Origin of the sequence: Alcaligenes sp. EGD-AK7, assembly GCF_000465875.3 — a bacterium.
Classification (GTDB): domain Bacteria; phylum Pseudomonadota; class Gammaproteobacteria; order Burkholderiales; family Burkholderiaceae_B; genus Alcaligenes; species Alcaligenes phenolicus.
The window spans coordinates 322,989-347,648 of sequence record NZ_AVOG02000012.1; the positions used below are offsets into that span (position 1 = coordinate 322,989).

A 24,660-nucleotide genomic window follows, 5' to 3' on the forward strand; every position below is an offset into this window, starting at 1 on the left:
TTCCTGTGTGTCGTTATGGAGTTAGTCGTAGTGGAAGAGAAGAAACTGGTTCCGGCTGTAGTACGTGCAGTCACCGTGCTGGACGAATTGGCGGCCTCGCCGGAGCCCCTGTCATTTACGGACCTGGTCAAACGCCTGGGTATGCCCAAAAGTTCCTTGTATGGTCTGTGCACCACCTTGCTGGATCTGCACCTGATCCGTAAGCTGGAAAATGGCAGTTTCACCCTGGGTACACACGTGATGGGCTGGGCCAATGCCTTCCTGTCTCAGCTGGATCTGACGCAGGAGTTTTTTGCCGCTTGGGACGATATGCGCGTCCTGCCCGAAGAGACCATCACCCTGTCCATTCTGGATGGCGAAGACGTGGTCTACATTGCCTGCCGCAACGGAACCCGCCCGCTGGGTTTCACCTTCCGTGCCGGGATGCGCTTGCCTGCGGTCTATACCGCTACCGGCAAAGCCATGCTCAGCACCTTGCCGGGATCGGAGCTGGAGCAGGCCTTGAATCACCCCTGGCCCGAACCGCTTACCGTGCATGGCCCGCGCAGCAAGGAAGACTTGATGGTGGAATTGAACGATGTGCAGCGCCTGGGATACTCCGTGGACGCCTGTGGCGTACGCGACGGTATGCACTGCTTTGGAGCTGCCGTGTTTGATTCCAATAACCGCGCTGCCGTGGCCGGAGTGGCCGTCAGCTTGCTGACCCAGGAAGCCGATGAAGCAGCCCAGCGCCGTGCCGGTGAAGCCATGCGCAAGCTGGCTAATCGCCTGTCAGAACGCCTGGGGGCGTCGCGCAAGGCATAAGCTTTTTCCAGCCTGCACAGCACGTTATAAAAACAAGGGGCGGCATCAGCAGCCCCTTTTTGTTTGAATTATTTCTTGATCCAGAAGGCGGTAGCGGCATCTACCCTGAAGTTTGTTTATAAAGCGCAGGCCTGTGAACCCTGGCCTGGACTGTCACCCCCTCTAGGCATTGCAAGAAAGCCAGTGAATCGCAGGAGCCCCCTGCACTGCCAGCCTTACTTGCTTACTTGCTTGCCAACATCCAACCATCTTCCCTGCTTTCTATTTCCCAGCGATCGGCCCGCAAACGGTAAACTGTCGCTAAATCCTTTATTTTGCAGTCCTTTTTGATGTCACCCATCGTGCCCCATACCTCTTTCAGTACCCTCCCCCTTCTGCCTGCCTTGCTTGAAACCCTGGATAGCCTGGGTTTTGAAAAAATGACGGCCATTCAGGAACAAAGCCTGCCCTTGATTCTGCAAGGCCGCGACCTGATCGCCCAAGCCAAGACCGGCAGCGGCAAAACCGCCGCGTTTGGCCTGGGTCTGTTGCAAACCCTCAACCCCAGCAAGCTGACTCCGCAAGCCCTGGTGATCTGCCCCACGCGCGAGCTGGCCGATCAGGTCACCACGGAACTGCGTCGTCTGGCCCGCCAGATTCCTAACGTGCGCATGCTGACTTTGTGCGGTGGTGTGCCTTCACGTCCGCAAACCGAAGCCTTGCGCAACGGTGCGCACGTGGTGGTGGGAACGCCGGGCCGTATTCAGGACCATCTGGAGCGCGGCAATCTGGACTTGTCCGCCCTGAAAACATTGGTCCTGGACGAAGCCGACCGCATGGTGGATATGGGCTTTCACGATGACATCGTGGCCATTGCCTCGCACTGCCCACCACGCCGTCAAACCCTGCTGTTCTCGGCCACTTATCCGGAAAATATCCGCAAGCTCAGCGCCCGCTTTCTGAAAAACCCTGCAGAAGTCAAAGTGGAAGCGCTGCACGATGCCAGCCAGATCGAACAGATCTTTTATGAAGTTCATCCTGAGCAACGTCTATCTGCCGTGGTGACCCTGCTGGAGCACTTCCGCCCCGCCTCTACCCTGATTTTCTGCAACACCAAGATGCGTTGCCAGGAAGTGGTGGAAGAACTGCAATCCGAAGGCATCCAGGCCCTGGCTCTGACCGGCGACCTGGAACAACGTGATCGCGACGAGATTCTGGTGCAGTTCTCCAACCAGAGCTGTGCCGTGCTGGTCGCGACCGATGTGGCGTCACGCGGTTTGGACATTCAGAATCTGGGGGCCGTCATCAACGTAGACGTCACCAAAGACAGCGAAGTGCATATCCATCGCGTGGGTCGGGTCGGCCGGGGTGATCAGAAAGGCCTGGCCCTGAATCTGGTCTCGCGCAGCGAGCAGCGCTGGGTGAAGTTGATCGAGGAGTTCCAGGGCAGCGAAGTGAAATGGAGCAATCTGAAAGGCTTGCGCCCTCAGTCCAAAGAGCCGCTGCGCGCACCCATGATGACGCTGGAAATTCAGGGTGGCAAAAAAGACAAGCTGCGCCCCGGCGACCTGCTTGGTGCCCTGACCCGCGATGTGGGCCTGAAAGGCGAGCAGGTTGGCAAGATTGCGATTACCGATGCCCGTTCCTACGTGGCGCTGGACCGCAAGATTGCACGTCAATATTTTGACCGCATTGCCAACGCCAACATCAAAGGCCGACGCTTTCGCATGCGCTTTGTAGAAGATAAATAAATAGGACAGCGACAGTCCCTGAACCAAGGACCGGCAACGCCAGCACCATAACCTATTGGAAGCAATAGCCAGTGCCGTTGCCGAGTCTGCAAGCAGCAGCTCGTGCCATACCAGGCAGTTATTAGCTTAGGCAGCTAATTTTCAAAATAAATACCGCAGCCAAAAAAAATATATAAACTACCTTTCAAGCCCAAAAGCGCCCCACGCTCCCACCGGAGCACACTAAAGCACACCCTTATCCAATTTTAAAAAAGAGACAGAAGCCTGGAATCATTAGCCAATTAACAAGCTATAAGCAAAAGGAACAGCCATGAGCAACCACGTTTTTTCTGCAACCGCAACGTTAATAGACCAACTAAAGATTGAATGCACTTCCAGGGATTTTTCCATTGTTCTGGATGAACCCGGCAAGAGAGATAATGGCAGCGGCGGGATGACTCCCCTGGAGGCCCTGCTTTCAGCAATTGGCGCCTGTAAATGCATTGCTGCAAAAAGCTTTGCAAAGAGTCAAAAAATTGACTTAATCGACATCAAAATCGAGATGGACGGTGAAATAGACACAGATGGCTTCTACGGGATCAATAAAGAGGCCAAAATGGGATTTCATAAAATCACGTGCAAATACTATATCCAGGCCAATAACAATAATGAAGAAATAGAAGAATTCGTCAATTTCATTGAAAGAACCTGCCCAGTTCTGGACACAATAATAAATACGCCTGAACTGTCAAACGAGAGCCACATTATCAAACAGTAAGATAGAGCCCGTATTTTTGAAAAACGCCCTCGCCTGTATGTGCAACTACATACAGGCGATTTTGCTGGGAGCCAGTTTCAAATGACTGGCAGCCGAGGGGCCCGAACCGTGCCAGCGAGCCAGCTCCCGTATACGTTCTATCAGGCTGACCGCAGCCTCGCTCATGCAGCCTGTATCTCGTGGATAGGCCATCAATAATTCACAGCGCGGGCCGCCACCGATCAAGGGGCGCGACACCACATTCTTGGGCATGAAGTATTCCGCGTAGGTAGGCAGCAAGGTATAACCCAGGCCAGCAGCGACCAGATTAATACTCATCAGGGGGTTGGCCGAGTTATAGGTGTGCTCGGGCACCACTTTATGATGAGCCAGATAGCGGGCCAGCACATCGTGCATGGAGCGGCCATAGGAACGATCCACCGCAATCATGGGCAAGCGATTCAGGCGTGCCGGCGGGATCAGACTATAAGCCTCCAGGCTATGCCCCTGAGGCAGATACACTCGCAAGGGCTCATCCAGCACCACTTCGCTGAACACATTGGTGGCGCGCACCGGGCCGCGCATGAATCCCAGGTCCAGCTCGCCACGCGCCAGGGCTCCCTCCTGCTCATTGGAAGTCAGGCTGCGCAACACTACATCGACCTGAGGAAAGGCTGCACGAAAAGCGGGCAGCACTGCTGGAAAGATACGCACCTCGGCCGCGGGCACAAAGCCTATCGTCAGCACTTCCCGCGCCTGCGAGGCGGCCTTGCCGGCCCGCTGTACGGCCTCCTCCACCTTGTGCAGGATCTCGCGCGCGTCATCCAGAAAAATCACACCTGCTTCGGTCAATTCGACTTTACGGCGCGTGCGGTTCAGCAAGGGATAACCGATCTCTTCTTCCAGATTTCGGATCTGCTCGCTCAAGGAGGGTTGAGAGGTATACAGCCGCTCGGCAGCACGGGTGAAATTCAACTCTTCCGCGACTGCAACGAAGTAACGCAAGTGTCGCAACTCCAAGTTTGTCTCCTGTCAAATTGATCGTTCCCTGCCCGGAACGTACCCGCACAGCGTTGGACGCAGCCTGCTGTGAGGACCAAAACAAGCCTTTCTTTTAGGCACTATTGTCGCCGCTCCCACGCCCTGAAAAGCAGACCCAATCTTCAATGCTGCAGCGCAGCAATCATAGCTAGCGTAAACCCTAGGTGTCGCCAAAGCCGCATCAATACTGGCCTGAAACCGAAACCTACATGTAAGCAAGGGGTTTTAGAGGGACTTATCGGGTTTGCCGATCACCCGATCTAAAGCAAGTATTGGTCGGATTCATTTCAAGCTTCTACATTTTGCCGCTAGCGACAAAAACCTGTTTTGCAAAAGCACGCATTGCAATAGCGAGGAGCAAACGATGGGAATCAACCCTGAAAAAATCGAAGCCTTGGTCGATGCACGTAATGGACGCGTCACCCCCTCCATTTACACCGACCCGGATATTTATGAGCTGGAGCTGGAGCGCATCTTTGGCCGCACCTGGCTGTTCTTGTGCCACACCAGCCAGATTCCCAAAGCGGGAGACTTCTTCAATACCTATATGGGCGAGGACCCGATCATCGTGGTTCGTCAGAAAGACGGCTCGATCAAGGCCTTTCTGAACCAATGCCGACACCGCTCCATGCGCGTGTCTTATGCAGACTCGGGCAATACCAAAGCCTTTACCTGTCCCTACCACGGCTGGAGCTACGGCACCAACGGCGATCTGGTGGATGTACCGCTGGAGCCTCGCGCTTATCCGCAAGGCTTGTGCAAGGAAAAGTGGGGCCTGCAGGAAGTAACCCGCGTCAAAGTATACAAAGGCCTGGTCTTTGGCAATTGGGACGCCACAGCGCCTGATCTGGAAGAGTACATGGGCGACATTGCCTGGTACCTGGACGGTGTGCTGGACCGACGCGAAGGCGGCACTGAAATCATCGGTGGTGTTCAGAAATGGACCATCGAATGCAACTGGAAATTCCCCGCCGAACAGTTTGCCTCCGACCAGTATCACGCCCTGTTCTCGCACGCCTCTGCCGTGCAAGTGCTGGGCCAGAAACCCGGTGACGAGGACAAGGCTCTGGGCGCCGGACAAACCGCACGCCCGGTTTGGGAAACCGCCAAGGACGCCGTCCAGTACGGCCAGCGCGGCCATGGCAGTGGCTTCTTCTTTACCGAGCAGCCTGACGCCAACGTGTGGGTGGACGGTGAAGTCTCCCAGTACTTCCGCGACACCTATGCCGAAGCCCACGAGCGCCTGGGTGAAGTCCGCGCCCTGCGCCTGGCCGGTCACAACAATATGTTCCCTACCCTGAGCTGGTTGAACGGCACCGCCACACTACGCGTCTGGCATCCCCGTGGCCCCAATCAGGTAGAAGTCTGGGCCTTTTGCATTGCCGATGCAGCCGCTCCCGACGATGTAAAAGCCGCCTTCGAGCGCAGCGCTACCCGCGCCTTCGGTCCCGCCGGTTTCCTGGAACAGGACGACTCCGAGAACTGGGCTGAAATCCAGAAAATCCTGCGTGGCAAACGCGCTCGCGGCACGCAACTGTGCATGGAAATGGGCTTGGGTAACGAAGGGCTGCGCAGCGATGGCGTACCCGGTGTGACCAATTACATCTTCTCCGAGACCGCCGCCCGTGGCCTGTACAAGTACTGGGCCGACCTGATGGTGTCCGAAACCTGGGATGAAGTACTGGAACGCAGCCGTGCCTACGAAGAGGAGCTGGTGAAATGAGCGCCGTCATTCAAGAGCCGACTCAAGCGGCCATCGTCGACATGCAGTTGCATCACGAGATTGCCGACTTTTTGTACCAGGAAGCCGAACTGCTGGATGACTGGCAGTTCCGTGACTGGCTGGACCTGCTGTCCGAGGATGTGCACTACCACATGCGCAGCACGACCAATGCGCAAACCCGCGATCGTCGGCGCAGTGTGCAGCCACCGAGCACCTGGATCTTCAACGACAACAAGTTCCAGCTGGAGCGCCGCGTCGCACGTTTGGAAACCGGCATGGCCTGGGCGGAAGAGCCACCCTCCCGCACCCGTCACTTTGTGAGCAATCTGCGTATCCGCCCAACGAGCGATGGCCAGGGCTACGAGATCCGCAGCAACTACATCCTGTACCGCGCTCAGAAAGAACGGGATGAGACCTGGTATGCCGGCAAACGCATTGATTGCGTGCGCCGCAGCGACAACCGCTTTGGTTGGGAGCTGTACGAACGCGAAATCGTTCTGGATCAGGTCGTCATTACCTCCCACAACTTAAGCGTTCTGTTCTGAACCCGCTTATTTTCCGATGTTGATTGATATGACCCACATTACTGCATGTGAAACCGGTGCGCTGGCCGATGGCGAAGCACTGAAGATAGACACCCCCGAGCGCCAGATCGCCTTGTTCAATATCGCTGGCACCTTCTACGCCACGGACGACCGCTGTACCCACGGCAACGCGTCCATGTCCGAAGGCTATGTCGAGGACGACGGCACCGTGGAGTGCCCCTTGCACGCTGCCCGCTTCTGTCTGAAAACGGGCGCGGCACTGTGCCAGCCCGCCACGGAAGCGCTGCGTACCTATCCGGTCATCATCAGCGAAGGCATGGTCTATATCGATCTGGAGGCCCAGGCATGAAAGGCTGGCTTGAAAACGAAGTCGCACTGATCACCGGAGGCGGCTCCGGCCTGGGCCTGGCTCTGGTGGAGCGCTTTTTGAAAGAAGGGGCCAAGGTGGCCGTGCTGGAACGCTCGGCAGAAAAATGCGCCCAGCTGGAGCAGCACTTTGAAGGCAAGGTGCTGGCCATCCAGGGGGACGTGTGCAGCGCGGCCGACAATCAAAAAGCGGTCGCTGCCACAGTGGCCCGCTTTGGCAAGCTGGACTGCTTTATTGGCAATGCGGCCGTCTGGGATCACGGCGCACGCCTGATCAACACCAGCATGGAGCAATTGGACAAAGGCTTTGATGAGCTGTTTGCCATCAACGTCAAAGGCTATCTGCTTGGGGCCAAAGCGGCTGCCGCCGAGCTGGTGAAATCCTGCGGCAGCATGATCTTTACCTTGAGCAACTCCGCCTTCTACGCCGAAGGCGGTGGCCCTTTGTACACCGCCAGCAAGCACGCGGCGGTCGGTCTGATCCGTGAACTGGCATTCGAGCTGGCCCCCAAGGTACGCGTCAATGGCGTGGGCCCTTGCGGCATGAAAACCGATCTGCGCGGACCGCAGGCTTTGGGTCAGCAAGACACCCGCATCATGGACTCACGCTCGCCCGATGCAATCAAGGCCATCCTGCCCCTGCAGTTCTTCCCCGAACCAGAAGAATTTACCGGCCCCTTTGTGCTGCTGGCATCACGCCAGAACAACCAGACGCTGACCGGCGTCATGATCAATGCTGATGCGGGCCTGGGTATCCGGGGCATCCGCAATGTGGCTGGCGGTCTGGAGCTGTGATGCAAGCACCACATATCCTCATTATTGGAGCTGGGCAGGCCGGTACCACAGCAGCCGCTGAACTGCGCAGCCGTGGTTTTCAAGGCTCGATCACGCTGGTCGGTGATGAGCCTCATCTGCCCTATGAGCGTCCACCGCTGTCCAAGGATGCCTTGCTCAACCCCGAACAGGCCCAACTGACACTGCACCCCGCAAGTTTCTACCAGGAACAGAATATCGATCTGAGACTGGGCGTACGTGCTGTGGCTATTGATGCTCAAGCTCGTCAGGTCAGTCTGTCCAATGGTGACAGCCTGAACTACGACTCGCTGCTGCTGGCCACCGGTGCGCAGGCCCGACGCCTGCCCGAACTGGATGTCTTGGGTTCTGTATCGCATGTGCTGCGCACCCTGGACGATGCCCATCGCATTCGCGCCCAGATCAAACCCGGTAGTCATGCACTGCTGGTAGGGGCTGGCGTGATTGGTCTGGAGCTGGCCTCCAGCCTGGTCGCCATGGGCGCAACTGTCGAGCTGATCGACCCGGCCACCCGCATCATGTCGCGCAATGCTCCCGAAGTCTTGAGCGATTACTTGCTCGGCGTCCATCAAGCGCGCGGCGTCCACGTTCATCTGGGCACCCATGTCGAGCATGCAAGCCTTGAAGCTGAACAAAAAATTGCTTTGACACTCAGCAACGGCAAGACACTGCGAGGTGATCTGCTGATTTACGGCGTAGGCGTCACCATAGACACCTGCCTGGCTGACAGTGCCGGGCTAAATACCGAGCAAGGCGCCGTGGTCATTGATGAGCATGGCCGCAGTTCCTGCCCAGGCATTTATGCCGCCGGCGACACCACCGTTCAGATCGGACTGGATGGCCGCTGGCAGCGGCAGGAAACCTGGGAGAACGCCAACCGCCAGGCCGTGATGGCTGTGTGCCACATGCTGAACCAGGAACCCGCCAAAGCCACTCCCTCCTGGTTCTGGACCGACCAATGCGACCTGAATATTCAATTCGCCGGGGAGATGCAGGCGGCTCATTGGGTCCTGCGTGGCTCACTGCAGCAAACGCCATTTGTGCTGATCGGCCTGGACCCGGAAGGTGCCATCTGTGGCGCCATCACCGTCAACCAAGGTCGCGACATGCGTCCCTTGAAGGAATTGATTGAACAAAGAGCCATCTTGCCATTGGAGGTCTGGGCCGATACCACCCAGGCCCTGCGCAATCTGGCCAAACAGGGGGCGAGTCTTGCGCTTGCCGCACAAGCCGCGGCTCCATGCGTCGCGGCCCCTTCACACTCATAAAACAGGAGACCGGGATGCAGGCACATCTGGAGTGCTTATCGCACACCCCCTTGCTGGGTCATCACGACCCGGCACAGGCCGTGCTGGACGAAGTCTTTGCGGTACAAAAAGCCGCCCGCGAGCGCATTGCCGCCTTCAAACCGGATTTGATCGTGCTGTTCACGCCCGATCACTTCAATGGTTTTTTCTATAACGTCATGCCCAGCTTTTGCATCGGCACAGGTGCCCATGCGATTGGGGATTTTGGCAGTCTGGCCGGGCGCTTGAACGTGCCCTTCGAGCTGGCTACCGACTGCGCCACCCATGTCATCAATAGCGGTGTGGATGTGGCGATTTCACACGATATGCAGGTGGATCACGGTGCTGCCTATCCGCTGGAGCATCTGGTAGGCAGTCTGGATCAGTACCCGGTTATTCCGGTGTTCATCAACTCGGTAGCGGCCCCCCTGCCCACGTTCAAGCGTGCACGCCTGTTGGGTGAAGCCATCGGTCAATGGGCCCGTTCTACCGGAAAACGCGTGCTGTGGCTGGGTTCCGGCGGCCTGTCACATCAGCCCCCCGTGCCCGTTTACGCCGAAGCGCCCGAACCCGTGCGCCGCTCTCTGGATGGCGAAGGCTACACCCTGTCGCCCGAAGCCCGTGCCGCTCGCACCCAGCGCACGATTGATGCTGGCAAGGCTTTCACCCAGGACCACTCGGTGTTGCATCCGCTTAACCCCGAGTGGGACCAGAACTTTCTGGATCTGCTGCAAACGCAGCGCTATGCCCAGCTCGATGAGGTCGCCAACGACGAGGTCTCCGCCCTGGCAGGCCGCAGCGCCCACGAAGTCAAAACCTGGGTAGCCGCCTTTGCCGGGCTGTCGGCCTATGGCCCTTACGAAGCAGGCCATCGCTACTACCGCGAAATTCCCGAGTGGATTGCCGGTTTTGGCGGCTTGTCCGCCCATCCCAGCAAGAACTGAAATCCACCACAACAAAACATCAGGAGATTGTCATGAGTCTTAATGAAGCTGATTACAGCCGTTTCGCGACCGTGGTCGAGGAAGGCAAGGAACTGCGCATTCACTACAACGATCTGGGCCAGGGCGAACAGACCGTCGTCATGCTGCACGGCTCGGGCCCCGGTGCAACCGGTTGGGCCAACTTCAACCGCAATATCGAACCCCTGACCCAGGCCGGCTATCGCGTCTTGCTGATTGACTGCCCCGGCTGGGGCAAGAGCGACTCCATCGTCAACAGCGGTTCGCGCTCGGATTTGAATGCCCGTGTCGTCAAAAGCATCATCGACCAGTTAGGCATAGCCAAGATTCACATGCTGGGCAACTCCATGGGCGGACATAGCTCGGTGGCCTTTGCTCTGACCTGGCCCGAACGCGTGGCCAAACTGGTTCTGATGGGCGGCGGCACAGGTGGCATGAGCCTGTTCACCCCCATGCCCAGCGAAGGCATCAAGCTGCTGAACGGCCTGTACCGCGAACCTACGCTGGAAAACCTGAAGCGCTTTAACAATGTCTTTGTGTTCGATGCCAGCGTTCTGACCGAAGAACTGCTGCAAGCCCGTCTGAACAATATGCTCAGCCGCAAGGATCACCTGGAAAACTTCCTGAAATCCCTGGAAGCCAACCCGCGCCAGTTCCCCGACTTCAGCCCGCGCCTGCCCGGCATCATCGCCCCCACCCTGATCATCTGGGGCCGTCAGGACCGTGTCGTTCCTTTTGACACCGGCCTGCGCTTGCTGGCGGGTATCCCGAACTCCGAGCTGCACGTCTACAACCAATGCGGCCACTGGGCGCAATGGGAACATGCCGAGAAGTTCAACCAGCTGGTTCTGGACTTCCTGGAGCGTTGAGATGAGCGAATCATCCATTGAACTGCTGGACACGCTGGCTGCCCGCCTGCGCCAGGCCGAACACAGCGGTCAGGCCATTGAACCGATCCGCGCTCTGATCGGTGAAGACAATGCCCAGGCCGCCTATGACATCCAGCGTATCAATATTGCTCGTGGCTTAGCGCAGGGACGCCGCCTGACGGGCCGCAAGATCGGCCTGACCAACCCCAAGGTGCAAAAGCAGTTGGGCGTGGACCAGCCCGACTTCGGCGCCCTGTTTGCCGACATGGCCTATGGCGATGGCGACACCGTCCCCTTCGAACGTGTATTGCAGCCCAAGATCGAGGCCGAAATCGCCCTGATTCTGGAGCGCGACCTGCCCCACGCCGACACCAGCTTTGCGGATGTCGCCACCGCCGTAGGCTGGGTCATGCCTTCTTTGGAAATTGTGGGCAGCCGCATCGAAAACTGGGACATCCGCTTTGTCGATACCGTGGCCGACAACGCCTCCAGCGGCCTGTATGTGCTGGGCGGACCCGCCCGTCGCCTGGATGGTCTGGACCTGCGCGCCGCCCGCATGACTCTGCTGCGTAACGGCGAAGCGGCCTCCAGCGGCAGTGGTGCCGAGTGCCTGGGCCACCCCTTTAATGCAGCCGCCTGGCTGGCCCGCACCCTGGCCAAACTGGGTGATCCGCTCAAGGCCGGGGATGTCATTCTGACCGGCGCTCTGGGCCCCATGGCGCCGGTAGCCAGCGGCGATCACTTTGAAGCCGTGATCGAGGGCATAGGCTCGGTATCGGTCACCTTCAGCGCAGGCTAAGTCCTCTTTGTTCGGAGTAACACACATGACAAACCCCAAAATTGCCGCCGCCATTATTGGCTCGGGCAATATCGGCACCGACCTGATGATCAAGGTACTGCGCCAAAGCAAATACCTGAGCATGGGTGCCATGGTCGGTATCGACCCCAGCTCGGACGGCCTGGCCCGTGCGGCACGGCTGGGCGTGCCCACCACCCATGAAGGTATTGAAGGGCTGCTGAAGCTGCCCAACTTCCAGGACATTCGCATTGTGTTCGATGCCACCAGTGCCGGGGCCCATGCCCGCCACAATGCGCTGCTGCAAGAACACGGCATCAAGGTGATTGACCTGACGCCTGCCGCCATTGGCCCGTACACCGTGCCCGTGGTGAACCTGGAGGACAATCTGGACGCGCCCAACATCAATATGGTGACCTGCGGCGGACAGGCCACCGTGCCCATCATCGCTGCCATCTCGCAAGTCACCCCCGTGCACTATGCGGAAATCATCGCCTCCATCTCGTCCAAGTCGGCCGGTCCCGGCACACGCGCCAATATTGACGAGTTCACGGAAACCACCAGCAAAGCCATGCAAGTGGTAGGCGGCGCACAGGTAGGCAAAGCCATTATTGTGCTGAACCCGGCCGAGCCCCCGCTCCTGATGCGCGACACCATCTACACCCTGACTGATCCGGGCAAAGAGGCTGAAATCGAGCAATCGGTTGAAGCTATGGCAGCCCAGGTTCAGGCCTATGTGCCCGGCTATCGCCTCAAGCAAAAAGTGCAATTTGACCTGATCGGGGAAGACCAGCCCATCAATGTGCCCGGTCTGGGCTTGCGCTCCGGTCTGAAAACGTCGGTCTTTATCGAGGTGGAAGGTGCGGCCCATTATCTGCCCGCTTACGCAGGCAATCTGGACATCATGACCAGCACCGCCCTGGCCTGTGCCGAGCGTCTGGCACAAACCCGCTTGCTGACGCAGGCCGCATGATTAGCAAGGACACGAACATGGCACACGATCCACAAAAAAAACTGTTTATTTCCGATGTGACCTTGCGCGACGGCAGCCACGCCGTGCGTCACCAGTACAGCGTGCAGAACGCCATCGACATTGCCCGAGCCCTGGACCAGGCCAAGGTGGACTCGATTGAAGTGGCCCACGGCGACGGGCTGTGCGGCTCCAGCTTCAACTACGGCTTTGGGGCGCACTCTGATCTGGAGTGGATCGAGGCGGTGGCCTCGGTCGTGCAGCACGCCAAGATTGCCACCTTGCTGCTGCCGGGCATTGGCACCATTCATGATCTGAAAGCCGCCTACGACGCCGGCGCACGCATCGTACGCGTTGCCACGCATTGTACGGAAGCGGACGTCAGCAAGCAGTACATCGAATACGCCCGCTCGCTGGGCATGGATGCCGCCGGCTTTTTGATGATGAGCCACATGACCAGTCCTCAGCATCTGGCCGAACAGGCCAAGCTGATGGAAAGCTACGGGGCAACCTGCTGCTATGTGGTGGACTCGGGCGGTGCCTTGAACATGAACGATGTGCGCGAACGCTTCCGGGCCTTCAAGGATGTACTCAAGCCTGAAACCCAGACCGGCATTCACGCCCACCACAACCTGTCCCTGGGCGTGGCCAACAGCATTGTGGCCGTTGAAGAAGGCTGCGACCGCATTGATGCCAGCCTGGCAGGCATGGGCGCAGGTGCCGGCAATGCACCGCTGGAAGTCTTTATTGCGGCTGCCGAGCGCATGGGCTGGAACCATGGCACCGATCTGTACACCCTGATGGATGCCGCCGACGACATTGTGCGCCCGCTGCAGGATCGCCCGGTCCGTGTAGACCGTGAAACCCTGGCCCTGGGTTACGCCGGTGTCTACAGCAGCTTCTTGCGCCACAGCGAAGCCGCAGCCAACAAGTACGGGCTGAAAGTCGTGGACATTCTGGTCGAACTGGGCAAACGCCGCATGGTGGGCGGACAGGAAGACATGATTGTGGACGTGGCCCTGGATTTGCTGCAGCGCCAAGGCGCCACAGCCTGATTCCGAGACTCTAAAAAAAAGTTCTACCCCCGCTCAGCGCTGCCTTGCCAGGCGGTGAGCGGGTTTCTGCACCCTGAATTCGGGGCGGGCAGGGGGCAGAAGCAACAAGAAAAACGTCCCGGTCAACCGAGGAGACATAGCAATGACACATACTCAAGGCCGCAGACATGCGGTCATCACCGTGGCGATCTGCTTTCTGATCGCCGTTATCGAAGGCATGGACATCCAGGCCGCTGGTATTGCCGTGAAAGGCGTAGCAGCAGAGTTTGGTCTGGATAAAACCTACCAAGGTTATTTTCTAAGTGCAGGCATTCTGGGACTGCTACCCGGTTCGCTGATGGGCGGGCGCTGGGCCGATAAATACGGTCGCAAGGCCGTGCTGATTGCCTCGGTCGCCATCTTTGCCCTGTTTACCCTGTTCACTGCCTGGGTCAATAGCCTGGCCATCCTGTTGATGGTGCGCTTTCTGGCTGGAGCCGGTCTGGGCGCGGCCATGCCCAATCTGATTACGCTGGCTGCCGAATCCGTCAAACCAGAACACCGTGCCCGTGCAGTGGGCATGATGTATGCCGGCATGCCTGTTGGGGCCGCCATTCTGTCACTGGTCGCCGCCTCCAACTTTGGTGAAAACTGGAAAAACATCTTCTATCTGGGTGGCCTGCTCCCCCTGCTGGTTATTCCTGTCATGGTATGGTTCCTGCCCGAATCACGCGAGTTCCTGCAGGCTCGACAAAGCCCTGCTGTCGTTCAAGGGCGCTTCCAGGATCTGTTCAGCAATGGTCTGGCCACCCGCACCCTACTCTTGTGGGTCAGCTATTTTTTCACGCTGATGGTGGTCTACCTGATGCTGAGCTGGCTTCCTTCCCTGTTCCAGGAGCTGGGCTTTAGCCGCAAGCAAGGCAGCACAGCCCAATTCTGGTTCATGGTCAGCGCAACCGTGGGCACCGTCTTGTTAGGGTATCTGACCGACCGCTGGCACAAAACCCTGGTTATTGCACTGATGTACGGCGGTATTCTGGCTGGTTTGTTAAGCCTGAACGCCGCATCCGGCCTGACGCAGATGTATTGGGCTGCCGCACTGACGGGTGCGTTTGTGATTGGTTGCCAGGGCGTCTTGTATGCCTTTGGCGGTATTGTCTACCCTACTTCCGTACGTGCCACTGGCGTCGGCACCGCTGCAGCCGTTGGCCGTATCGGCGCAACGCTGGGTCCAACCCTTGCAGGCATGTTGCTTAGCCAGGGGTATGGAGCCGCTGGCGTCATCAGCTCGGCAATTCCCTGCATTATTGTTTCAGCCTTGTGCATGCTGCTGGTAGTGCGTCAGATCAGTCAGGAGCAGGCACGAGCATCCGGCAGCCCCGCCCTGCCAGCCGCTGGAAAAGCTTGAGAACAGAGCCAATTGCAGCTTGGAATCCAGCTGCAACCTGAACACCAGCCCTCCTGGAGTCAGCCCTTGCATCAAGGGCTGCGTTCTACCTGGAAGACGCACCCCACACATACGTAGCTCCCCAAGCGTGAATTCGTCTTCAAGCTTGGGGGCTGCTCGGGGGGACTGCCCCCTTCTTCAGCGATTTCCGTCTGTGCAATCCACCTGGCCTCACTGGTGGCAATCCCCGACAAGAATGAAAACAAGAATAAAGAATGGCGGGATACAATGGCCGGCTGCTATTTGGCAGCCGAGATTTTTATAGCCAGGCTTGGCGCTGCAGCAGAAAACAACAAGGTGCCTGGCCCTGCACGGAAACACGGATGATGGACACAGTAATTCTTCTTCTGGTCGCCGCAATAGCCCTGCACTTTGTGCGGGCACGGTATCAACGCGGACGCATTATCTTGCTGGGTCGCCACTTGAGCAGCTTCCAGCTGGAACGCCATATGGAAACGCTGACGGAAGGCTATACCCGCGCGATTGGCGAACAGGACCCCTCACGCCAACTACAGGTGTTGGAGATGTTTGCCCAGACCGAAAACGCGGTAGCCACCCAGATTCAATCCCTGGCCGACCTTCTGCAAAAAGAACCAGCAGAAAACACCCGAGTAGGCATACTGCCCTTTTGCGTGCCCTATGCCGAACGCATCATCCCCTCCATGGCGCGCGACTTCCGCCAGCTATTGCAGATTCATGCTGCCGGGCTGCGTCATATGGTGGACAACCCCGAACAGCTGGACCCAAAAAGCCGGGCCTTTCATCTGTCCGCCGAGCTATACCTGTTTCAACACAGCTGCCACTGGTTCTGCAAATCCCGAACAGTGGCAGATGCACGCCTGCTGGCACGCCATAAGGTGACACATCAAAAGGTGCTGGAGTCCGTGTCCACCCAAACCCGCAATGCCTATTTACGCTGGCAGGAACCCGCCACCAGCAAATAAAAAAAGCGGAGCCCCTTGGCTCCGCTTTTTTCTTCCTGCGTATCAGGGATACACAATCACAAAAGTTGCAGCCGCTTCCAAAGGCCCCGGTCTGACATCTGATTCGGTTTTATTGGGCAGCCGTACATACTGAGCGGTAAAACCGGTAGACAGTACAGCACCATCCGTCAGAGCCGGCCCTACAGAAGGCGCATAACGCGACGGCACCCAGGAGCCTGAAGGCGCAGGACCAAAAGGCAGGGGGTCAGATTCACCGCGATGAAACAAACGTATCCCGACTGCCGGGTTGCTTGAGAGCAAATAATTTTTATTCGTTGCACTATCCCTGGTGTCGGTGAAATAGATATTCAGTTTGGTGTCTTTGGTACACCCCGTTCCCTCAATCAAGAAATGGGCTTGCCCTGCCGCACCCGAAGAGCGACTTGCACCTGCAGGCACAATCTGGCCGGGATCAACGGGTCCCAGAACCACGTTTTGAGTCAAGGTACTGGTCGAGAACTTACAGCTGGGCAAGGCAGGTTTAGGCAACTCAGGCACTTGCACGGTGCCGGTCAAAGCCGCCATGGGGTCCACGAACCCATTAATACAAAGCTGTGCATTAGCCGTGCCCTTTTGATTGGCTGTCATAACAAGGACTTTATTGGCTTCAGTAAAGGTCAGTTTGCCGCCTTTATATACCTTGTCATCAATAACCACCAGTTCAAAACTGTAGAACTGGGCCAGCGTGTAACTGGCCGTTGTTCGCGCTCGTAGCACAGAAATCCACGGGCTACTGGAAATAATCGTTCCCTGCGGAGCACTTGGTCCGATTGGCGTCAAAGAGACAGTGGAGGCGTACCCCGCCCAGCGAACGACCAAACCCAACCCTGGCATCCCACTCAAGGGAACTGCTTGATAAGCGTTATCCACTATCTGCCCGCTTGCATAGACATCCACTGTTTCGCCGTGGGCAATGGGCATGTAGTACTCAGCATAGGCAGACGTACGCCCTACAATATCGCCATTTTTAAAGACGGTGCCGCTAGGGGCCATGCTCCAGCTTGAGCGTGCCGTCAGGTCTCGGGACCTGAAACAGCTCGTTGACTGAGCCTGGACCTGGCCCATCCCGACAAGCAAGGCAATGGGCAGCATCAATGCTTTAGCCCACACGAATCGCTGGCGGGAAAACTCCTGTTTCCTGAATATACGGTTCCACATATCACGCATCTCATTCATCAAAATTCGTTTCCAACCCCTATCGGGGCCAATTAATGATGAAATTTTAAAAGCGCAGTCTATTCAATTATTTAAGATTATTCCTAGAGTTATTTTTCCGCTCTTAATTGATACTCAAACCCAATCAAGCTTAATCGTCAAGAATTGCAAACCAAGCAAACAAGCCACTTGACAGAACAAAACAATTAAAAAAAACATTCTCAATTAATAGGACTGCATTTTAAGAATAGTCCTAAATCTTTTCCCCGATTGATTTCCTAAACTTCAATTGTGCCCAAACAGAGCACACTCCTGGGAACCTTAGAGCGCCCCAAGGCGTACAACAAGGTTGCTTCGTTTGTCCAACAATCGGAAGTCAAATCAATCATGAAAAAGATCCTTTTCGGCCTCACTATCCTTTCCGCTTTTGCTGCTGCCGGTGCTCAAGCCGAATCCACTATCGGTGCCCGCGGCAACATCAACTTTGTAGGCAGCATCAACGCTGACAGTTGCACCGTGCGTTCTCCTGGTGCTTCCAGCTCCGGTGCCAACATGCTGGTCGATATGGGCCCCGTGTCGGCCAAGACTCTGGGTACAGAAGCGACGCCCGCTACCTCCGCAGGCGGCATCACCTCGATCTCCAAGAACATCGATATGCAGATCGAATGTGCCACCGGCACCAAAGTTGAGCTGAAGCTGGCTCCTACCGCGACCTCCGGCAAGGGTATTGCTGTCACTGGCGGCGCCCAGAACGTGCAGATCATGCTGGTCAGCGACCAAACCATTCTGGACTTCACCAGCGGCACCGCCAAGCTGGAAGCTCCTTACGCTGACGGCGCCATCAACATTCCTCTGACCGCCTACTACACCCGCAAGGCCGGTGCTGAAGTTGCTGATGTTGTCGGTGGCCAAGCCAACGCGACCGTTGCCTACGAGCTGTCTTACGAATAAGACTGCCTGAACCTCTGGCGAAGGGTGATCCCTTTCGCCAGAACTAACCCCTCAAGGAGAATGAACCATGTCCATCTTAACTTTCAAGAAACTGGCTTTTGGATGTCTGGCCCTGAGCGCTGCGCTATTGAGCAACCAGGCTCAGGCATCCATCTCCTTGAGCGGTACCCGCCTGATCCTGCCCGAGAAGCAGCAAGAAGCGTCCATTGTGGTTCGCAACGACAATTCGCCCATCCTGGTTCAGTCCTGGCTGGAAACGAATACCGATCACGATCAAGCAGAACTCCCCTTTGCCATTACCCCTGCACTGGTCAAAGTTGCCCCTAACGGCCAGCAAGTGATGCGTGTGCTCTATGCCGGCGGTGACCAGGGCCTGCCTCGTGACCGCGAAACCGTGCTCTGGCTGAACATCCAGGAAATCCCGCAACAAAGTCCCGGAGACAATCAGCTGCAGATAGCCATTCGCCAACGCATCAAATTATTTTTCCGTCCTGACGGCTTGCCCGGTTCGGCCGCCCAGGCCCCTGTCGATTTGCAGTGGTCCGTGGTCAACGCTCAGGGCGCACCTATGCTGGAGATCCACAACCCCAGCGCTTACCACGTGTCCATGTCCACCCTGCGCAATGCCAAGGGCCAGGAAATGGAAGACCCCGGCATGATTGCCCCTGGCCAGACCCGCCGCGTGCCCTTGGGTCGCTCCGGCGCACAAGACACCTTGCAGTTTCGTGCGATCAGTGACTACGGCAGCGCCGATCCCTATGAAGTTCGCCTGAACGGCCAAAGCAAAGTTCAGGCCCGCGCCTTGAGCTCGGACACTCCGTAAGCCGGCGGCACGACCCGCCGCCCACTCCCCGCTTCTCACGTCTGACCCTTTCGGCTACTGGCACCCGGCCAGTAGCAGGAGCCCTTGCACGTCTTCAAATCGTCAATCACGCCCCCTGGGTGCAGAGTCATGTTCACAAAAAACCATCTGTTCTGCCATCGCATTCATCCCATCAGCCGCCAGCCACTGGCCGCGTTGCGGATTGCCTTGCTGCCCTGCATGGTATTTGCAGCTTGTGCTGCCCAGGCTCAGACGACCGCCTCCGTTACCGTGCCCGCTCCCGAAGAAAACAAGGCTGAGCCCGTACAAGTTGCTGCTCTGGATAGCGGCGATTCCATGGCATTTAACATGGCCTTCCTGCAAGGCAACGCCTCCACTGCTGACTTGCGTACCCTGCTCTCGAGCAGCAACGTCGCTGAAGGCGTACAGCGCGTGGACCTGTACGTGAACCAGCAGCGTACCGGACGACGCGACATCACCTTCAAACGCAACCCGCGTACGGACGAAAACGAGCCCTGCTTTGACCAGGAGATGCTCGAGCAGATCGGGATTGATCTGAGCAAATTGCCCGCTCCCGTGTCGGCCGAGTCCACCTGCTTGCGTCTGCCCGAAATTGTGCCTGACGCCACCGTGGTCTACGAAAGTGCCCAATTGCGTCTGCTGCTGAGCATCCCGCAGATCTACCTGAGCCCCAGCAAACGCGGTTATGTTGATCCTTCTTTGTGGGACGAAGGCCAGACAGCTGCCTTTGTGAACTACGGTGTCAATGTGCGCCGCGATCAAAGCAAAGGCATGTCCGCCACCAACCACCTGAGTGCAGACCTGCGCCTGGGTGTGAACATCGGCCCCTGGCGCATACGCAACAACTCCTACTACACCTCGGGCACCAATCGTTCCAGCTCCTTTACCAGCCAGAACACGTATGCCCAGCGCAATATCGTGTCCCTGAAAAGCCAGTTGCTGGCCGGGCAGACGTATACCCGCTCGCCCCTGTTTGACAGTGTGCGCTTTATGGGTGTGCAGATGCTCTCGGACGAGGCCATGCGCCCCGACAGCGAGCAGGGCTACGCGCCGGTTATCCGTGGCACGGCCGAAAGCAATGCCACGGTGGAAGTACGCCAGAACGGCTATGTGATCTACACCACCAACGTCGCCCCCGGTCCTTTCGCCATCAGTGACCTGGCGCCCTCGGGCTCGAACGGTGATCTGGAAATCACCATTATCGAAGCCGATGGTTCGCGTCGCATCTTGCGCCAGGCATTCTCTGCACCGCCCTTGATGGTGCGTGAAGGCCGCCTGAGCTATGACATCGCCGCCGGTCAACTGCGCCTGAACGACGAAATGCAGGAGCGTCCCCACTTTGTCAGCGGCTCCATGCTGTATGGCGTCAGCGCCAACACCACCCTGGCCGCCGGGGTGCAGGTGTCCAAAGACTTCAATGCCTATTCCCTGGGGGTCGGCATGAACACCCAGTTGGGTGCGGTCTCGCTGGATGCGACCCGCTCCACCAGTCGTGTCCAGGGCCAGCAATCCCAGGGCACCAGCATGAACCTGCGTTACAACAAGTTCATCGAGGCTACCGGCTCGAACGTGTCCATCAATATGCGTCACGACTTGAGCCGTGGCTATCGCACCCTGTCCGATCACGTCACCGCTACTGAGGCGCCAGCGCACTTGCGCCTGTACGGTCAACGTGACTCGCGCCAGCGCATCGATGCCAATATCAGCCAACCCGTAGGCGGTGGCAATCTGTACCTGAGCGCTTCCTACAACAAGAACTGGGAGAACAACTCCTCCAACAGCTTGTCGGTGGGCTACAGCAACCATATCGGCAAGGTGAACTACAACCTGTCGTACACCCGTACCCGCAACCTGCAGTCTTCCTTTGGTCCTTCGCGCTCGCACGACAACGCGGTCATGCTGACTCTGAGCATTCCTCTGGGCAGCGGACAAAATGCACCGCAAAGCTTCACCACGGTCAGCCACGACAATAGTGGCAATGCTGTCCAGGCCGGTGCCAGCGGCCTGCTGCCTACCGAGCGCGAGATCAGCTACGCCGTCGCTGGTGGCCGCAGTGCTACCGGTGAAAGCAGCGCCTCGGTCAACGTGGGAACAGCAAGCTCTTTTGCCCGCATGAATGCCGGCTACTCCTATGGTAGTCAGCACAGCTCCGGCAATTTCTCGGCCAATGGTTCGCTTGTCGCGCATAGCGGTGGGGTAAACCTGGGGCAGGCGCTGGGCGAGACCATCATGCTGGCCAAAGTCGAGCCGCCTGTAGCCGGGGTAGGCGTATCCAGCCACGCCGGTGTCAAGACCGGCTCGAACGGCTACGCCATCATCCCCAATGCCACCCCCTACCGCAGCAACCACGTCAGCCTGGATACACGCAACGCCCCGCGCAATGCCGAATTCGACAACGCCGTGCAGCAAATCGTCCCTACCCGCGGTGCGGTTGCCCTGGCTACTTTCAAGGCCGAAGTCGGTTACCGCGTACAGTTTGAATTGCGCGATGAGCAAGGTGCAGCGTTGCCCTTTGGCGCCATGGTGCGGGATGCCGCCGGCCAGCAACTGGGCATGACCGACCCGCGTGGCCGTATCCTGACCATGGTCTCCCCTGAACAAATGCGCGGCTATCTGGATATCAGCCGTAATGGTCAGCTGTGTCGCGCCCGCTACGAGCTGGCCGAACAAGCCGAAAGCCTGAACTATCAATTGCTTCGCCTGAACTGTGTCAAGCGTGAACCCGATCCCATGCTGCCCGGCGATCTGGCCAAACAAGGCGCAAGCCAGGACGGAACAGTATGAAGCCCGTTCAGCTAAGAGGCAGCCCCATGCGAGAGAACCTGCCCTGCATGCAGGTTCCTCGCTTTCCCAGCGTCTTGCTGGGTGCCTTGTCCTTAATCCTTATCCTGTGTGCCTCCTTGGGCACCGGGGCATATCTGTATGCATCGGCTACGCACCTGATTTCCGAGTACCGTCGGCAACTGAACGGTGCTGCCGACCACGCCCAATTATTTTTTGACCAGCGTGAGGTCCTGCTGCGCGCCGTGGCCGCAGCAGCGGTTTCTCCCGACACCGTGCAGCTCTCGTCCAATAGACAAAACCTGGAAACGCTCGACACCCCGAACAATGGCTCAGCCGATCACTACGTCTTTTTACTGACACGCCGCCATTGGAATGCCATCCATCGCACAGGCACCTTGCGATACAGCGAGCTGGATCCTGCCCGGGACTACCGTCTGGAGCGCGATGGTCAGCGTCTGTTCTGGGAACCACAGGTGGATACGCTGGCCAGACGCCTTAGCACCATCAATAAAAAACCCCACGCCCGTCAAGTTCCTGTGCTCTGGTTACATCAGGACAATGACACTCTCTCTCAACTGGTGGCTTACACACCGATAGACCGGGAAGATCGCCAAGGAGCCTGGTTAGGCCTTGAGTTGAACAATATCGACCGTGCCCTGACCCTGACGCCACCACCACCCGGCACGGAATACATCTTGTTCGATATACGCGGGCAAGCTGTCTTGTACAGCAGCTCCCCGCCCGATGCGTCAGAGTTGCGCTGGGTTCAACAGGACTATTTTGGTTTTGACGGCAAAGGCTGGCCCAAACACATCATCCTGAGCAAATCCATTGGAACAGGCGGGCTGCGAGTGCTCTACGCCTTGCCAACCAGGCAGTTACTGCACGACGGTCGCAACGCCTTGATCACTGCTTTGCTCACCCTCACGGTCTTTACCACCGTTGTCCTGGTCGGCGCCTGCCTGATCCGGCGTCGCTTGCTGCTGCCTGCCCGCAAGCAGCAACAAAGTCTGGTCGATAGCGTGTCATTGAATCGCAAACTGGTCGCCATGGCCCCTGTCGGCCTGGCCTTGGTCGACGCCCAAGGTGAGGTGGTTTTTCAGGAAAACCTGCAGGCACGCACCTGGATGCAAGATGATGAGCAATGGCGCACACGTTTGCCAGGTGAGCACGATCAAAGCGCCTGTACCGACATCACGCTGAAAGATGGCCGCAGCGTGCGTGTGCATGCCATCAGCCTGAACTACCGTGGCAATCGGGCTGCCCTGTGCTCCATTATTGACGTCACCACTGAAAAAGCCGAGGAAGCGGCCCTGCGCCACTCTCGCCAACTGGCCGAGAATGCCAATATCGCCAAGACTCAATTCCTGACCACCATGAGTCATGAAATCCGCACGCCCCTTTACGGAATTCTGGGTACGCTGGAACTGCTGTCGCTGTCCGAAAACCAGCAGCACCCATCGCCCTATCTGGACACCTTGCGCCGCTCGGCCGAAACGCTGTTCCGGGTAGTGGGTGAGTCGCTGGACTTGTCCCGTATTGAAGCGGGCCATGTCAGCCTGGAGCCGCGTGAGTTCTGTGCGCAGGAGCAGGTAGATGAAATTATTGCGGCATTTGCTGCCACCGCGCAGAACAAGGGCTTGCTGCTGTATTCCATCACCCCTGTCAGGGCTTTAGTCCCCATCATTGGAGACTCTCTGAAAATTCGCCAGATTCTGAGCAACCTGGTCAGCAATGCCATCAAGTTCACCACGTCCGGTCATGTGGTGCTTCGTTTGCATACCGAGCCCCAGCCCGGTAACCGTCTGGCCTTGCGTTTTCAGATTACGGACTCCGGACAGGGCATCAGTGCAGAGGTTTTACCCAAACTGTTCCTGCCCTATTTCAGTCTTAACGAAGGTGGTGCCAACAAGCAGCCTGGCACGGGTCTGGGCTTGCCCATTTGTCAGCGCCTGGCCAGCCTGATGGGCGGCACTCTGTCCGTGGTCAGTGAACCGGGCCTGGGCACCAGTATCACGTTCGAAGTGATTCTGCCTGTGGCCTCCCCGGCCGGCACAGCTCCGACTCCCGAGTCCAAATTGGCGTTCCGCCCCGTCTATGTTACTGGAGACATTCCGGAAATCGTCTCCAACGTCAGCAAATGGCTCCGTCATTGGGGTGCCTATGCCTTGCCCTACACCGGTCAAGCTGCCAAACCGGGCACAGTCCTGGTGCATAGCTGGCCGTCTTTTGCCACCAGCACAGCAGAGTGGACAGGCCGCCAGGTGACGGTTCAACCCAATATCCAGACCCTGAGCACTCAAGCCAATAACCCGGACCATTTCTACACTGCCTCGACCGCTATGGAGCACATCATGCAAGCGGTGCAGCAGGCTCAAGCGCTGGATTGCGCCCGCCAACCAGCCGAGGAAGCGTTAAATCCATCCTTACGCACGCAACGTGTACTGGTGGTGGACGACAACCCGGTAAATCGGCAGATTCTTCAGGAGCAATTGACCTTGTTGGGCTGCACCACCCATCTGGAAGCCAGTGGCGAAGCCGCCTTGACCCTGGCCAACAAAGATCGCTTTGATATTGTGTTTACCGACCTGTTCATGCCCGGCATGGATGGCTACTCTCTGGCCCGCGCCCTGCGTGCGGAAGGCTACCAGGGACGCATTATTGGCATTACCGCCAATGCCATTCTGGACAAAGACAAAGAATGGTCCGCCGCAGGCATGGATGCCCTGCTGATCAAACCTCTGCCCATGGCCGCCTTGCGCGACAGCCTGCAGCCTGCGACTCTCTAGACCTATCCGACCATCTGCAATTGCTGCGTCGT

At 57.8% G+C, this 24,660-nt stretch carries 21 protein-coding genes; 19 read left to right on the top strand and 2 right to left on the bottom strand.

Annotated features, from left to right (window positions below; genetic code table 11):
• The first annotated feature begins 15 nt into the window (after nucleotides 1–15).
• From N879_RS10165 to N879_RS10175, 3 genes are all read left to right on the top strand, one after another.
• A complete protein-coding gene (locus N879_RS10165; RefSeq protein WP_031232690.1) occupies nucleotides 16–804 on the top strand; it encodes an IclR family transcriptional regulator in 789 nt (262 codons plus the stop codon).
• A 329-nt stretch (nucleotides 805–1,133) separates the two neighbouring features.
• Complete coding sequence (gene dbpA, locus N879_RS10170) at nucleotides 1,134–2,534, top strand: ATP-dependent RNA helicase DbpA (protein ID WP_009459240.1); 1,401 nt, start codon at nucleotides 1,134–1,136, stop codon at nucleotides 2,532–2,534.
• A gap of 310 nt (nucleotides 2,535–2,844) precedes the next feature.
• Nucleotides 2,845–3,291 (top strand): OsmC family protein, encoded by a 447-nt coding sequence (locus N879_RS10175; RefSeq protein WP_009459249.1) that lies wholly within the window; start codon nucleotides 2,845–2,847, stop codon nucleotides 3,289–3,291.
• Between the two features lie 45 nt (nucleotides 3,292–3,336).
• On the opposite strand, the gene N879_RS10180 is transcribed toward N879_RS10175, so the two are convergent.
• Nucleotides 3,337–4,290 (bottom strand): LysR substrate-binding domain-containing protein, encoded by a 954-nt coding sequence (locus N879_RS10180; protein WP_009459251.1) that lies wholly within the window; start codon nucleotides 4,288–4,290, stop codon nucleotides 3,337–3,339.
• A 385-nt stretch (nucleotides 4,291–4,675) separates the two neighbouring features.
• On the opposite strand from N879_RS10180, the gene hcaE reads away from it, so the two are divergent.
• From hcaE to N879_RS10240, 12 genes are all read left to right on the top strand, one after another.
• Nucleotides 4,676–6,034 (top strand): 3-phenylpropionate/cinnamic acid dioxygenase subunit alpha, encoded by a 1,359-nt coding sequence (gene hcaE / locus N879_RS10185; protein ID WP_009459253.1) that lies wholly within the window; start codon nucleotides 4,676–4,678, stop codon nucleotides 6,032–6,034.
• Nucleotides 6,031–6,579, top strand: coding sequence for a 3-phenylpropionate/cinnamic acid dioxygenase subunit beta (gene hcaF / locus N879_RS10190; protein WP_009459254.1), 549 nt, complete (start codon nucleotides 6,031–6,033; stop codon nucleotides 6,577–6,579). Before hcaE ends, hcaF begins: the two co-directional genes overlap by 4 nt.
• A gap of 28 nt (nucleotides 6,580–6,607) precedes the next feature.
• Nucleotides 6,608–6,928 (top strand): 3-phenylpropionate/cinnamic acid dioxygenase ferredoxin subunit, encoded by a 321-nt coding sequence (gene hcaC, locus N879_RS10195; RefSeq protein WP_009459259.1) that lies wholly within the window; start codon nucleotides 6,608–6,610, stop codon nucleotides 6,926–6,928.
• On the top strand, nucleotides 6,925–7,740 hold the full coding sequence (gene hcaB / locus N879_RS10200; protein ID WP_009459260.1) for a 3-phenylpropionate-dihydrodiol/cinnamic acid-dihydrodiol dehydrogenase: 816 nt from the start codon (nucleotides 6,925–6,927) through the stop codon (nucleotides 7,738–7,740). The genes hcaC and hcaB overlap by 4 nt, the downstream gene beginning before the upstream one ends.
• Nucleotides 7,740–9,026 carry a 3-phenylpropionate/cinnamic acid dioxygenase ferredoxin--NAD(+) reductase subunit gene (hcaD, locus tag N879_RS10205; protein WP_021446923.1) on the top strand — a complete coding sequence of 429 codons (1,287 nt, stop codon included), beginning with the start codon at nucleotides 7,740–7,742 and terminating at the stop codon, nucleotides 9,024–9,026. The genes hcaB and hcaD overlap by 1 nt, the downstream gene beginning before the upstream one ends.
• A gap of 14 nt (nucleotides 9,027–9,040) precedes the next feature.
• On the top strand, nucleotides 9,041–9,988 hold the full coding sequence (locus tag N879_RS10210) for a 3-carboxyethylcatechol 2,3-dioxygenase (protein WP_009459266.1): 948 nt from the start codon (nucleotides 9,041–9,043) through the stop codon (nucleotides 9,986–9,988).
• Nucleotides 9,989–10,020: 32 nt separating this feature from the next.
• The gene (locus N879_RS10215) at nucleotides 10,021–10,875 is read left to right on the top strand and encodes an alpha/beta fold hydrolase (protein WP_009459268.1); all 855 of its coding nucleotides are present in this window, start codon (nucleotides 10,021–10,023) and stop codon (nucleotides 10,873–10,875) included.
• A gap of 1 nt (nucleotide 10,876) precedes the next feature.
• Nucleotides 10,877–11,674: a 2-keto-4-pentenoate hydratase gene (mhpD, locus tag N879_RS10220; protein ID WP_009459271.1), complete on the top strand. Its 798-nt coding sequence runs from the start codon at nucleotides 10,877–10,879 to the stop codon at nucleotides 11,672–11,674.
• 25 nt (nucleotides 11,675–11,699) lie between these two features.
• Nucleotides 11,700–12,644 carry an acetaldehyde dehydrogenase (acetylating) gene (locus N879_RS10225; protein WP_021446924.1) on the top strand — a complete coding sequence of 315 codons (945 nt, stop codon included), beginning with the start codon at nucleotides 11,700–11,702 and terminating at the stop codon, nucleotides 12,642–12,644.
• 17 nt (nucleotides 12,645–12,661) lie between these two features.
• Complete coding sequence (gene dmpG / locus N879_RS10230; RefSeq protein ID WP_031232697.1) at nucleotides 12,662–13,696, top strand: 4-hydroxy-2-oxovalerate aldolase; 1,035 nt, start codon at nucleotides 12,662–12,664, stop codon at nucleotides 13,694–13,696.
• Between the two features lie 142 nt (nucleotides 13,697–13,838).
• Complete coding sequence (mhpT, locus tag N879_RS10235) at nucleotides 13,839–15,083, top strand: 3-(3-hydroxy-phenyl)propionate transporter MhpT (RefSeq protein ID WP_009459273.1); 1,245 nt, start codon at nucleotides 13,839–13,841, stop codon at nucleotides 15,081–15,083.
• 362 nt (nucleotides 15,084–15,445) lie between these two features.
• Entirely contained in the window at nucleotides 15,446–16,066 is a 621-nt protein-coding gene (locus tag N879_RS10240) for a hypothetical protein (protein WP_235484279.1), read from the top strand.
• 42 nt (nucleotides 16,067–16,108) lie between these two features.
• On the opposite strand, the gene N879_RS10245 is transcribed toward N879_RS10240, so the two are convergent.
• Nucleotides 16,109–17,281 carry a fimbrial protein gene (locus tag N879_RS10245; protein ID WP_009459275.1) on the bottom strand — a complete coding sequence of 391 codons (1,173 nt, stop codon included), beginning with the start codon at nucleotides 17,279–17,281 and terminating at the stop codon, nucleotides 16,109–16,111.
• Between the two features lie 366 nt (nucleotides 17,282–17,647).
• On the opposite strand from N879_RS10245, the gene N879_RS10250 reads away from it, so the two are divergent.
• The 4 genes from N879_RS10250 (at nucleotide 17,648) to N879_RS10265 (ending at nucleotide 24,628) form a co-directional block, all read left to right on the top strand.
• On the top strand, nucleotides 17,648–18,211 hold the full coding sequence (locus N879_RS10250) for a fimbrial protein (RefSeq protein WP_009459276.1): 564 nt from the start codon (nucleotides 17,648–17,650) through the stop codon (nucleotides 18,209–18,211).
• A gap of 67 nt (nucleotides 18,212–18,278) precedes the next feature.
• Nucleotides 18,279–19,034 (top strand): fimbrial biogenesis chaperone, encoded by a 756-nt coding sequence (locus N879_RS10255; RefSeq protein WP_009459277.1) that lies wholly within the window; start codon nucleotides 18,279–18,281, stop codon nucleotides 19,032–19,034.
• A gap of 129 nt (nucleotides 19,035–19,163) precedes the next feature.
• Nucleotides 19,164–21,839 (top strand): fimbria/pilus outer membrane usher protein, encoded by a 2,676-nt coding sequence (locus N879_RS10260; RefSeq protein ID WP_009459278.1) that lies wholly within the window; start codon nucleotides 19,164–19,166, stop codon nucleotides 21,837–21,839.
• Between the two features lie 26 nt (nucleotides 21,840–21,865).
• Complete coding sequence (locus N879_RS10265; RefSeq protein ID WP_009459279.1) at nucleotides 21,866–24,628, top strand: ATP-binding protein; 2,763 nt, start codon at nucleotides 21,866–21,868, stop codon at nucleotides 24,626–24,628.
• The last annotated feature ends 32 nt before the right edge of the window (nucleotides 24,629–24,660 follow it).